The 12,146-nt window shown below is 44.7% G+C and carries 10 protein-coding genes; all 10 read left to right on the top strand.

The window, feature by feature from the left end; genetic code table 11:
* The first annotated feature begins 1 nt into the window (after window position 1).
* Genes ACFQ3Q_RS13430 through ftsA form a run of 10 tightly spaced genes read left to right on the top strand, consistent with a single transcriptional unit; the run spans window position 2 to window position 12,134 of the window.
* Window positions 2–319 (top strand): FtsL-like putative cell division protein, encoded by a 318-nt coding sequence (locus ACFQ3Q_RS13430; protein WP_380746691.1) that lies wholly within the window; start codon window positions 2–4, stop codon window positions 317–319.
* On the top strand, window positions 320–2,311 hold the full coding sequence (locus tag ACFQ3Q_RS13425) for a penicillin-binding protein (protein WP_380746689.1): 1,992 nt from the start codon (window positions 320–322) through the stop codon (window positions 2,309–2,311).
* A complete protein-coding gene (locus ACFQ3Q_RS13420) occupies window positions 2,308–3,774 on the top strand; it encodes a UDP-N-acetylmuramoyl-L-alanyl-D-glutamate--2,6-diaminopimelate ligase (protein WP_380746688.1) in 1,467 nt (488 codons plus the stop codon). The genes ACFQ3Q_RS13425 and ACFQ3Q_RS13420 overlap by 4 nt, the downstream gene beginning before the upstream one ends.
* A gap of 16 nt (window positions 3,775–3,790) precedes the next feature.
* Window positions 3,791–5,017: a phospho-N-acetylmuramoyl-pentapeptide-transferase gene (gene mraY / locus ACFQ3Q_RS13415; protein ID WP_380746686.1), complete on the top strand. Its 1,227-nt coding sequence runs from the start codon at window positions 3,791–3,793 to the stop codon at window positions 5,015–5,017.
* Between the two features lie 12 nt (window positions 5,018–5,029).
* Window positions 5,030–6,370 carry a UDP-N-acetylmuramoyl-L-alanine--D-glutamate ligase gene (murD, locus tag ACFQ3Q_RS13410; protein WP_380746684.1) on the top strand — a complete coding sequence of 447 codons (1,341 nt, stop codon included), beginning with the start codon at window positions 5,030–5,032 and terminating at the stop codon, window positions 6,368–6,370.
* Between the two features lie 41 nt (window positions 6,371–6,411).
* Window positions 6,412–7,620 carry an FtsW/RodA/SpoVE family cell cycle protein gene (locus ACFQ3Q_RS13405; protein ID WP_380746682.1) on the top strand — a complete coding sequence of 403 codons (1,209 nt, stop codon included), beginning with the start codon at window positions 6,412–6,414 and terminating at the stop codon, window positions 7,618–7,620.
* Window positions 7,617–8,732 carry an undecaprenyldiphospho-muramoylpentapeptide beta-N-acetylglucosaminyltransferase gene (gene murG / locus ACFQ3Q_RS13400; protein WP_380746680.1) on the top strand — a complete coding sequence of 372 codons (1,116 nt, stop codon included), beginning with the start codon at window positions 7,617–7,619 and terminating at the stop codon, window positions 8,730–8,732. The genes ACFQ3Q_RS13405 and murG overlap by 4 nt, the downstream gene beginning before the upstream one ends.
* On the top strand, window positions 8,729–10,084 hold the full coding sequence (gene murC / locus ACFQ3Q_RS13395) for a UDP-N-acetylmuramate--L-alanine ligase (protein ID WP_380746678.1): 1,356 nt from the start codon (window positions 8,729–8,731) through the stop codon (window positions 10,082–10,084). The genes murG and murC overlap by 4 nt, the downstream gene beginning before the upstream one ends.
* Window positions 10,074–10,790 carry a cell division protein FtsQ/DivIB gene (locus ACFQ3Q_RS13390; protein ID WP_380746676.1) on the top strand — a complete coding sequence of 239 codons (717 nt, stop codon included), beginning with the start codon at window positions 10,074–10,076 and terminating at the stop codon, window positions 10,788–10,790. Before murC ends, ACFQ3Q_RS13390 begins: the two co-directional genes overlap by 11 nt.
* Window positions 10,791–10,793: 3 nt before the next feature.
* Window positions 10,794–12,134, top strand: coding sequence for a cell division protein FtsA (gene ftsA, locus ACFQ3Q_RS13385; protein WP_380746674.1), 1,341 nt, complete (start codon window positions 10,794–10,796; stop codon window positions 12,132–12,134).
* Window positions 12,135–12,146: the final 12 nt, after the last annotated feature.

The following is a 12,146-nucleotide window of genomic DNA, read 5'->3' as shown; positions in this document are numbered from 1 at the left end:
TATGAAGCAAGGCTTTTACAATTTACTTCGGGCTAATTTTTTGATTAGCAGGGACGCCGTTAATAACTGGCGGTTTATTGTTTTCTGTACCCTGCTGGCCATTATTATGATCGCCAGTTCTCATAGTGCGGAGCGTAAAGTGCACAGGATTGCACAATTGCACGAAGAGGTTCGTGAGTTGCGAAGTGAGTTTGTAGACAGGAGGTCTGCCTTAATGCAGATCAAAATGGAGTCTACCTTAAAGAGAAAACTAAAGTCCAGAGGGATCATTCCTTCTGAGAATCCTCCATATAAAATTAAAGTGAATATAAGCGAGTAGATGGCTACGACCGAAAAGAACATATTGAACCGTTTGTACTTTGTGGGTGCATTGTTGTTCCTGTTCGCTATGGCGGTTGGGGTGAAGCTTATCGATATTCAGTTTGTGGACGGGGAGCACTATAAGCAGCTTGCTGAAGAGCGTACATACCGAAACTTTAAAATTCCTGCTAACCGCGGGAATCTTTATGATGTGAACGGAAGTCTTCTGGCAACATCAGTTCCTAAATACGATATAAGATTCGATGCCGTTACCGTTTCAGATAAAGATTTTGAAGCGAATATTTCGGCGCTGGCAAAAGAACTGTCTGATATGTTCGGAAGGTCGGCCGGATATTATTCTCAAAAATTAAGAACTGCGAGGGCTCACGGGCAGCGTTATCTTCTTATCGCCCAAAATCTGGGTTATTCAGAGTATATGAAGGTGAAAAATTTTCCAATGTTCGAGCTGGGAGCTTATAAAGGTGGTCTTATCGTGGAGCAACGAACCGTTCGTGAGCATCCGCTCGGCAAGATGGGAGAGAGAACGGTTGGTTATGAGCGAAAGGACGAGAACGGATATTTTACCCGCGTTGGTTTGGAAGGCGCTTTTAGTTCTTACCTGAGAGGAACTGACGGTCACAGGCTGAAACAAAAGATAGCGAAAGGGCAGTGGAAGCCTATTAGTGATAATAACGAGGTAGAGCCCAAGGATGGATATGATGTGATCTCTACCATTGATGTTAATATCCAGGATATCGCGCATCACGCATTATTGAGTCAGCTGGAATATTTTGAGGCTGACCACGGAACCGTGGTGGTAATGGAGACCGAGACAGGAGAGATCAAAGCGATGTCAAACCTTGGCCGTACCGATGAAGGAACTTATTTCGAAAAAAGGAACTATGCTGTATATGAGTCTCACGAGCCGGGTTCAACCTTTAAGCTGATGGCTATGGTGGCCGCATTGGAAGATAATGTGGTAGATACCAGTCAGGTTGTTGATACGGAGAACGGGGTGGTGAAGTTCTATGGCCGTTCGGTGAGGGATTCCCGCCGCGGGGGCTACGGGAAGATCTCTGCTGCAAGAGCATTCGAGCTTTCTTCCAATACTGCATTTACGAAAATGATCACCCAGGGTTATAAGGACGATCCGTCCAAATTTGTTGACCGTCTTTATGATATGGGGCTGAATAAAAAAATTGGGCTTGAAATAAAAGGAGAAGGCAGCCCGAGAATTACGCATCCTGATGATAAGAATTGGAATGGCCTTAGTTTGCCCTGGATGGCATTCGGTTACGGGGTGTCAATGACTCCTTTGCAAACCCTCACTTTCTATAATGCTATCGCCAACGATGGTGAGATGGTGAAGCCTAGATTTATTAAAGAAGTTAAGGAATGGGATAAAACCATTCTTAAGCGGGAAAAGCAGGTAATGAACCCTTCGGTTTGTTCTCCTGAAACGGCAAGAAAAGTAAGGGATATGATGAAGCACACCGTGGAACGGGGAACTGCTGAGAATATTTACACCCCAAACTTTTCTATGGCTGGTAAAACGGGGACCTGCCAAACCGAATACTGGATAGAATCGGGGCGCTATATTGCGTCTTTTGCGGGTTATTTCCCGGCTGAAAACCCGAAATATTCCTGTATAGTGGTAATTCACAAGCCAAACACAAGAAAGGGGTATTACGGAAATATAGTGGCGGCACCGGTGTTTAAGCAGATCGCCCAAAAGATATATACCGATACTCCTATTATGGATGAGCTGCCTTCACTTGAAGTGCAGAATGATAAGGTCTCAAAGGATTTTGATAAGTATTATACCCTCCTTCAAAAAGATAAGGTGCTAATGCCAGATGTGGTAGGGATGCCGGCTATGGATGCGGTTTCTCTTTTGGAGAACCTGGGCCTTCGGGTGGAGATCAACGGAGACGGAGTGGTCAGAAGTCAGTCGGTTGCGGCAGGAAGAAAAATTGATGATAAACAAAGAGTAAATCTAAAATTGAGTTGATAGTCCTAAAAGACATATTATACAGAGTGAAGCTGGAGACCGTTGTGGGAAATACTTCGGTAGCCGTGAATAACATCAGGTTCGATTCCCGGGAAGTGGAGTTGAATGATGTTTTTGTGGCTATTAGGGGAACTGCGTCTGACGGACATGAATTTATAAAAACAGCGGTCGATAAAGGAGCGCTGGTGGTGGTTTGTGAAGAACTGCCCGAGGTGCAGGTAAATGGGGTTACTTATGTTCAGGTTGCCGATACCAAGAAGGCCCTTGCTTTTATGGCGGCCAATTACTTCGATAATCCCTCAGAAAAGCTGAAGCTAGTAGGAGTTACCGGTACCAATGGGAAAACTACCATTGCCACGCTTTTATATGATCTTTTTACGAAGGCCGGTTATAAGGTAGGTCTGCTTTCAACGGTAAAGGTAATGGTGGGGAATGATGCTTTTGAAGCTATTCGAACCACACCAGATTCGGTGACGATAAATTCTTATCTGAAACAGATGAATGATGCCGGGGTGGAATTCTGCTTTATGGAAGTGAGTTCCCACGGGATAGATCAGCACCGTACAACTGCACTTCAGTTTGCGGGAGGGATCTTTACCAATCTTTCTCACGACCATTTGGACTATCACAAAGATTTTGCGGAATACCGTGATGTTAAGAAACGTTTTTTTGATGAGTTGCCGGCTTCGGCATTCGCCCTTGTGAATGTGGACGATAAGAATGGCCTGGTAATGCTTCAGAATACAAAAGCGAAAAAATATACTTACGCCCTTAAATCTTATGCAGATTATAAGGCCCAGATCCTGGAAAACCAGTTTACCGGATTATTGCTGAAGGTGAACGACCAGGAAGTCTGGTCCAAGCTGATCGGGAACTTCAACGCTTATAATATACTGGCGATCTATGCCGCTGCAGAACTTTTAGGTCTGGAAACCTTAGAAAGCCTGAAGCTTATTAGTGAGCTTAATTCGGTTAACGGAAGGTTTCAGTATGTGATCTCGCCAAATGAAAAGATCACTGCCATTGTGGATTATGCCCATACTCCCGATGCACTAAAAAATGTACTGGAAACAATCAACAGTATCAGGACCAATAATGAAAAACTGATCACGGTTGTTGGATGCGGCGGAGACAGGGATACCACCAAGAGGCCAAAGATGGGGCATATCGCTTCGGCTTTAAGCACCAAGGTGATCTTTACCAGCGATAATCCGCGAACCGAAGATCCCGATGCGATTATTGAAGATGTGGAAGCCGGGGTGCAGCCTCAGAATTTTAAAAAAGTAATGTCGGTCACGAACAGGAAACAGGCAATCAAGACCGCCTGCCAGCTGGCCGAAGCTAATGATATTATCCTTATTGCCGGGAAAGGTCACGAAACCTACCAGGAAATAAACGGAGAACGATTTGATTTTGATGATCTCAAGATCGTAAACGAATTTTTGAAACAATTAAACAAGTAGCCAACAGCTAGAAAGTATGCTTTATTATTTATTTCAGTTTTTAGAAGCAGAATATCAGTTCCCCGGAGCTCAGTTGTTTGAGTATCTGTCCTTCCGGTCGGCTATGGCTATTATTTTGTCACTTCTTATCTCTACTATTTATGGTAAGAAGATCATCAATTACCTGCTTGCGAAGCAGGTTGGTGAAAGCGTAAGAGAACTTGGATTAAAGGGGCAGTCAGAAAAGGCGGGTACACCGACAATGGGAGGGGTTATCATTATCATTTCGACCCTTATCCCGGTGTTGCTGTTTGCGAAGCTTGAAAATATTTATGTTATCGTGCTCATAGTAACCACGCTTTGGATGGGGGCTATCGGGTTTTTGGATGACTACATCAAGACCTTCAAAAAGGATAAGGAGGGACTCCAGGGAAAATTCAAAGTGATCGCTCAGGTTGGTCTTGGGCTTATCGTTGGCTGTACAATGTATTTTCATCCCGGGATTACGGTGAAGGAAGAAGCAAGTAAGGCAAAGCAGGAAGTCCTTGCGCCGGGTGAGTTGCGTGAAATGGGGCCGGAGCTGAAGACGACCACTACCACCATACCTTTTGTAAAAAACAACGAATTCGATTATGCCAGCCTTATCACCTGGATCGATAAAGACCTTAAGGATTATGCCTGGCTGATCTTTATCCCGATCGTGATATTCATAGTAACCGCAGTCTCAAATGGGGCTAATCTTACCGACGGGATAGATGGTCTTGCGGCGGGGTCTTCCGCTATAATTGTCCTGACACTGGGGCTGTTTGCCTGGGTGTCTGGTAACATTATTTTCTCAGATTATCTGAACATAATGTATATCCCAAGATCCGGGGAGATGACCATTTTTATTACGGCTTTTGCAGGTGCCCTCGTGGGATTCCTTTGGTATAACACTTTCCCGGCCCAGGTTTTTATGGGAGATACAGGGAGCCTTACCATAGGAGGGATTATCGCTGTACTGGCCATAGCAACACGAAAAGAACTACTGATTCCGATCTTATGCGGAATCTTTTTGATAGAGAACTTGTCGGTGGTACTCCAGGTAGCCTGGTTTAAGATCACCAAGAGAAAATACGGGGTAGGCCGCAGGATTTTCCTGATGTCTCCTTTGCATCACCATTATCAGAAAAAGGGCTATCACGAAAGCAAGATCGTGGTAAGGTTCTGGATCGTGGCGATATTTCTTGCAATCGTGACCATAATCACCCTTAAGGTGAGATAAAATATCACGGCCGTGGCAAAGAAAAGAATAGTAATACTGGGAGGAGGAGAAAGTGGTGTAGGGACTGCTATTCTGGCCAAAAAAGAAGGCTATAAAGTATTTGTTTCCGATAAGGGAAAGATAAAAGATAAGTACAAGGAAGTTCTTGAACATATTGAGGTTGAATGGGAGGAGCAACAGCACACCGAGGCTGAGATCCTGAAAGCAGAAGTGGTGATGAAGAGTCCCGGGATTCCCGAGACCGTTCCAATTGTCAGGAAGCTCGTTGCAAAAGGGATTCCCGTGATCTCCGAAATTGAATTCGCTTCGGCGTTCACTTCGGCTAAGATCATTGGGGTGACCGGCAGTAACGGGAAGACCACCACTACCAAGTTCATCTATCATATCCTGAAAAGCGCGAATATCAACGCAGGAATGGCAGGAAATGTAGGGGATAGTTTTGCAAAGCAGGTGGCCGAAACCAAGGTAGACTGGTATGTGCTGGAGCTCAGTAGTTTTCAGCTGGACGGGATTGTGGATTTCAGACCGGATATTGCGGTTTTGACCAGTATCACTCCCGATCATCTGGACCGATATGAAAACAGTTTCGATAAATACAGAGCGTCGAAATTCAGAATAATAATGAATCAAACAGCATCAGATCATTTTATATATGATGCCGATGATGAAAATATAACAGACTGGATAAAAGAAAATACTGTACAACCCAGGCAACTGCCGTATTCGCTTCAGGAGAAGCAGAAAGACGGCGCTTATTTAAAAGAAGAGAATATTGTAGTAAAAATAAATAACACAGAGTTTAATATGCCAACATCAGATTTAACCCTTCAGGGGAAACACAACACTAAAAACGCAATGGCTGCGGCCACCGTGGCTCAGTTGTTACGAATCAGGAAAGAAACGATTCGTGAGAGCATGGAGAATTTTCAGGGAGTGGAACACCGACTTGAAAAAGTGTTGAAGATCAATAACGTTCAGTACATAAATGATTCTAAGGCAACCAATGTGAATGCCACATATTATGCTTTGGAAAGTATGGAGAATGAGACGGTGTGGATCGTTGGCGGTGTCGATAAAGGGAATGTTTATGATGACCTTTTGCCTTTGGTGAACGAGAAGGTGAAAGCCATTATCTGCCTTGGCGTTGATAACCAAAAGATCCTGAACTCGTTCGGGAACTGTGTAGACGCAATTGTTGAAACCCAGTCTATGGGTGAAGCTGTGAAAATGGCTTACAGGCTTGCTGAAAAAGGAGACGCGGTTTTATTATCGCCGGCCTGTGCAAGTTTCGACCTATTTGAGAATTACGAAGACCGCGGCCGTCAGTTCAAAGAGGCGGTTAGGAATCTTTAGAATATAAAAAACAGAGTAAAGACAGGAATCAGTTAACGCAAATGAGCAATATCTTTTCAAATCTTAAGGGAGATAAAGTGATCTGGGCTACCGCCGGTTTGTTGGCAATATTTTCTTTTTTGCCGGTGTACAGTGCCAGTAGCAACATTGCCTATTTGTATGGAGACGGAAGTACTTTCAAATACCTGATCGTACATTTCTTCCATCTTTTGCTCGGGTTTTGCCTGTTGTTTGCGGTGCATAAAATTCCGTATCACTACTTCCGGGGCTTGTCTATTTTGATGCTGCCGGTAGTGGTTGTGCTGCTGATCTATACTATGGCTCAGGGCACGGTAATAGACGGGGCTTACGCCAGCCGGTGGATAAAAATTCCGGTCCTGGGCGTTACGTTCCAGTCATCTACGCTCGCATCGGTGGTGTTGATGGTTTATGTGGCCCGGTATATGTCTAAACTCACCGATAAAAAAATATCGTTTAAAGAAACAATTTTACCGCTCTGGCTGCCTGTGGGTGCGGTATTAATACTAATTTTGCCGGCCAATTTTTCCACAACGGCCATCATTTTCGCTATGGTGCTGGTGTTGATGTTCTTAGGAGGATATCCGCTGAAATACCTGGCAGCTATCCTTGGTGCAGGACTGGTTGTACTGTCCATTTTTGTGCTTACCGCAAAAGCATTCCCGGGATTATTGCCTAACAGGGTAGATACCTGGGCGAGCAGGATCCAGAATTTTGCGAATGATGAAGATACCGAAGCCGATTACCAGATAGAAAAGGCCAAGATCGCTATAGCCCGTGGAGGGGTTGCAGGTACCGGGATTGGTAAGAGTGTGCAGAGGAATTTTCTCCCTCAGTCTTCTTCCGACTTTATCTATGCGATAATCGTGGAAGAGATGGGGTTGATTGGAGCTTTTGGAGTAATGCTGGCCTATTTGATGCTTTTGTTCCGGATAATAATTGTTGCCACCAAGGCGAACACGGTTTTCGGCAAACTGGTGGTGATGGGAGTGGGAATTCCTATAGTCTTCCAGGCATTGGTGAATATGGCGGTGGCCGTAGAGCTTTTTCCGGTAACGGGGCAAACGCTTCCACTAATAAGTAGTGGTGGTTCCTCGATCTGGATGACTTGTATGGCGCTGGGAATTATACTTAGCGTAAGTGCCAAAAGAGAAGAGATAAAGGAAACTGAACAAAGAGAATTAGAAGGCGAAGAAGAGAATCCGCTGGATATATTAAGCGAAGCCATATGAGCAGAGAAATACGCGTCATATTATCGGGAGGAGGAACCGGGGGGCATATCTACCCGGCAATCTCTATCGCCAACGAGATAAAACTGCGTTATCCCGATTCGAAGATCCTGTTCGTGGGTGCTAAAGACCGGATGGAGATGGAGAAAGTGCCGGAAGCCGGTTACGAGATCCAAGGTCTTTGGATAAGCGGAATCCAGCGCAAATTGACTATGAAAAATCTGATGTTCCCATTCAAATTGTTGAGCAGTCTTGGGAAATCAAGGAAGATCATAAAGAATTTTATGCCGGATGTGGTTATAGGAACAGGAGGTTTTGCCAGCGGCCCTTTATTGAAGGTGGCGGCATCGCAGGGTATTCCAACCCTTATCCAGGAGCAGAATTCCTATCCCGGGATCACCAACAGGATCCTGGCAAAAAGAGCCGATAAGATCTGTGCAGCCTATGAAGAAGTGAACAGGTTCTTTCCTAAGGAAAAAACCGTCATTACAGGGAACCCTGTGAGACAGGACTTGCTGAGCGTAGATAAAAAAAGGGAAGAAGCCCTGAGCTTTTTCGGGTTAAATGGAAATAAAAAGACCGTTTTGGTCCTGGGCGGAAGCCTGGGTGCACGGAGGATCAACCAATTGATCGAGGTCTATGCCGAAAGATTTGAAAAGGAAGAAATTCAGCTTATCTGGCAAACCGGGAAGCTGTATTATGATGAATATAAAAAGTATAATGGCAAGTTCGTGCAGACCCACGAGTTTCTGAACCGGATGGACCTTGCTTATGCCGCGGCCGATGTGATCATTTCACGGGCCGGCGCGGGAAGTGTTTCAGAGTTATGTGTGGTAGGGAAGCCTGTAGTGTTCATTCCGTCGCCAAATGTGGCAGAAGACCATCAGGCTAAGAATGCACTTGCGGTTACCAGGAAAGATGCGGCAATCACCCTTACGGAAGATGAACTTGCTGAAAAATTTGAAGACAGGTTCTTCGGGTTGCTGAATTCAGAAAGCAGGCAAAGAGAACTTGGAGAAAATATAAAGAAATTGGCTCTGCCTCACGCGACCTCGAATATTGTTGATGAGGTGGAAAAACTGATCATAAAAAACGAATCAAATAAGAGATCTTGAATAATATAGATCACATAGAGAATATTTATTTCATCGGTATCGGCGGTATCGGGATGAGCGCCCTTGCGAGATTTTTTAAATCTCAGGGCAAGAATGTTGCCGGGTACGATAAAACAGCAACCGAGCTCACCAAAGCCCTGGTTGCTGAAGATATTCCTGTGATCTACAGAGATGCTGTGGATGCCGTTCCGGGGGAATTTCTTGAAGACAAAGAGTCCCTTATAGTTTACACCCCGGCCGTTCCAAAAGATCACCATCAGTTCGAATTCTTTATGAACCAGGACTATGTAGTGATAAAACGCGCTGCCTTACTTGGTCTGGTTACCAGAGACAGGTTTACACTTGCAGTAGCGGGAACCCACGGGAAGACCACAACAACGGCTATCCTTGCACATTTGCTTAAAGAATCCAATGCCGAGGTTACGGCATTTCTTGGTGGAATAAGTGAGGAGCTTAACAGCAACCTTATGCTCAATGGTGATAAGGTGGTGGTAGTGGAAGCCGATGAGTTCGACAGGTCTTTCCTTCATCTTTCCCCTAATATTGCGGCAATCACTTCTATGGATGCTGATCACCTGGATATCTATGGAGTTGAGGAGCATCTGCAAGCCTCTTTCAGGTCGTTTGCAGGACTTGTTCCTAAAGACGGAAAGCTTTTTGTAAAGAACGGATTGCCGCTCGATGGAATTACCATCGGGATAGAAGACGATTCCGATTTTACAGCGGTCAATATCAAAGTAGAAAATGGGGCGTACAGGTTTGACCTGGAAACGCCCAATGAAGTTATAAAGGATCTACAGTTTTATCTACCCGGCAAACACAATTTGCTTAATGCTATAACAGCCCTGGCAATGGCTATAACTTTCGGCTCCCCAACCGAAGACATTGCGAGGGCTTTATATAGTTTTAAAGGGGTAAAACGCAGGTTCACTTACAAGATAAAATCGGAGAATTTTGTGCTGATCGATGATTATGCACATCATCCCGCCGAAATAGCCGCGGTGTACCAGGCCGTAAGGGAGATGCATCCCGGCAAGAAAGTGCTGGCCATTTTTCAGCCGCACTTATACAGCAGGACAAGGGATTTCAGCGATGAATTTGCAGCAAATCTCAGCAAGTTTGAAGAGGTGGTTCTGCTGGATATATACCCGGCCAGGGAAAAGCCTATTCAGGGTATTACCTCTGAATGGCTATTGGAAAAGATCGACAATGAGAAAAAAGCACTTTTGGCAAAGGAAGAATTGTATGATAAAATAAAGCATTCTTCGGCTGAGGTTGTAGTGCTGATGGGTGCCGGAGACATTGGAGTGGAAGCTGAGAAACTAACAAAAAAGTTTGCTGATGAAAGCTAAAATGCCTTACATAAAGCTGGTTTTTGTGTTGCTGCTTGCAGCCTTCCTTTTTGGTTTTGCTGAAAACAGGCATAAAGGCCGGAATATCAAAGAAGTAGGGGTGCAGTTCACAGAGAGTGAAAATCTGTATGTCACTGAGCAAGCGGTTAATAAATTGTTAATACAAAATAATCAGGCAGTTACGAGTATAGTTAAAGAAACTTTAGATTTGAATAGGGTAGAATCTATTTTGAATAATCACGATATGATAGAGAACGCCGAAGTGTATCTTACTCTGGACGGAAAACTAAGAGCTAAGGTAAGCCAGCGTAAACCTATTGCCAGGGTAGTGGGAGGTTCTTCCTTTTATCTGGATAGGAATGGAAAAGTAATGCCCCTGTCACCAAATTATTCTGCCCGGGTACCGTTATTATTTGGGTTCAGTGAATCTAATGTTACTGAAGTATATCCGATCACGAAATATATCAGGAATGATGAGTTTTTGACAAGGCATATTACGGCTGTTCGGAGACTGAATAACGGGAGATTCGAATTGGAGTTAAGAAAGCTGGATTTCAGTGTATATTTTGGGGAGGCTGAAGATATCGACCTGAAATTCAACAATTTTAAGGCTTTCTATAAAAAAGCATTAAAAGACGAAAAATTAAATACCTACAGAAAAGTGAACCTACAATTTGGGAACCAGGTTGTGTGCACTAAAAAATAAGTTATGGAGCAAAACGACATTGCAGTAGGATTAGATATAGGTACCACCAAGATCGTGGCTATGATAGGCCGCAAGAATGAATACGGAAAGGTGGAGATTGTCGGTATCGGAAAATCTAAAAGTCTGGGGGTACACCGCGGAGTGGTGAACAACATTACCCAGACCATACAGAGCATCCAGCAGGCAATCCAGGAAGCCGAAGCCGATTCAGGCCTGAAGATAAAAGACGTGGTGGTAGGTATTGCAGGTCAGCATATAAGAAGTTTACAACACAGTGATTATATAACCAGACCGAATCCTGAAGAAGTAATAGACGCCGAAGATATTGAAACCCTTTGCAACCAGGTGCATAAGCTGGTAATGCTTCCGGGGGAGGAGATCATTCACGTCCTGCCTCAGGAATTCAAGGTAGACGGCCAGGCCGAGATCAAGGAACCTATCGGGATGTACGGTGGCAGGCTGGAAGCCAACTTCCACGTAGTGGTAGGCCAGGTTTCCTCTATTCGTAACATCGGGAGATGTGTGAAGAGTGCCGGGCTGGAACTTTCAGCTGTGACGCTTGAGCCGCTTGCTTCGGCCAACGCGGTCTTAAGCCAGGAAGAAAAAGAGGCCGGGGTGGCGCTTATCGATATAGGTGGCGGTACTACAGATCTTGCCATTTTCAAAGACGGGATCATCAGGCATACGGCTGTGATTCCTTTTGGAGGTAATGTGATCACCGAGGATATTAAAGAAGGTTGTTCGATCATTGAAAAACAGGCAGAATTGCTGAAGATCAAATTCGGATCGGCCTGGCCGGGAGAGAACAAGGATAACGAGATCGTTTCCATTCCCGGACTTAGGGGAAGAGAACCTAAAGAGATCACCCTTAAGAACCTTTCAAAGATTATCCACGCGAGAGTGGTGGAGATCATTGAGCAGGTTTATCTCGAGATCAAGAACTATGGTCACGAGGAACAAAAAAAGAAACTTATTGCCGGAATGGTGCTTACCGGAGGTGGAGCGCAGCTGAAACATTTGAAACAGCTGGCAGAATACATCACCGGAATGGATACCAGAATTGGGTATCCTAACGAGCATCTGGCAGGGAATAATGATACCGAGACCACAAGCCCTGTTTACGCAACGGCGGTTGGTCTGGTAATGAACAGTCTTGAACAGGGAAGCAGGAAGTCCAGAGAGGAAGCCCTTCTTAAAAAAGAAGAAGAGCACCCGGAAGAAGAGCTTACGCCTGAAGAGGCCGAAATTAAGGAAGAGGCCCAGTCTTCAGAAAAAGCCGCTAAAAAGAGCATTTTCGACAAATGGGCAGAGAAGTTTAAAGATTTTTTAGATAACGCAGAGTAATACAAGATAGAA

This window comes from Salegentibacter chungangensis (assembly GCF_042678405.1).
Classification (GTDB): domain Bacteria; phylum Bacteroidota; class Bacteroidia; order Flavobacteriales; family Flavobacteriaceae; genus Salegentibacter_A; species Salegentibacter_A chungangensis.
The sequence above is the reverse complement of the archived record's forward strand: the minus strand, read 5'-3'. Positions and strand labels throughout refer to the sequence as shown.

What these genes read in the sequence shown, in the direction of transcription:
- mraY (WP_380746686.1), top strand. Translation starts at nt 3,791, where the DNA reads ATGCTTTATTATTTATTTCAGTTTTTAGAAGCAGAATATCAGTTCCCC.
- ACFQ3Q_RS13390 (WP_380746676.1), top strand. Translation starts at nt 10,074, where the DNA reads ATGAAAGCTAAAATGCCTTACATAAAGCTGGTTTTTGTGTTGCTGCTT.
- ACFQ3Q_RS13405 (WP_380746682.1), top strand. Translation starts at nt 6,412, where the DNA reads ATGAGCAATATCTTTTCAAATCTTAAGGGAGATAAAGTGATCTGGGCT.
- ftsA (WP_380746674.1), top strand. Translation starts at nt 10,794, where the DNA reads ATGGAGCAAAACGACATTGCAGTAGGATTAGATATAGGTACCACCAAG.
- ACFQ3Q_RS13430 (WP_380746691.1), top strand. Translation starts at nt 2, where the DNA reads ATGAAGCAAGGCTTTTACAATTTACTTCGGGCTAATTTTTTGATTAGC.
- ACFQ3Q_RS13425 (WP_380746689.1), top strand. Translation starts at nt 320, where the DNA reads ATGGCTACGACCGAAAAGAACATATTGAACCGTTTGTACTTTGTGGGT.
- murG (WP_380746680.1), top strand. Translation starts at nt 7,617, where the DNA reads ATGAGCAGAGAAATACGCGTCATATTATCGGGAGGAGGAACCGGGGGG.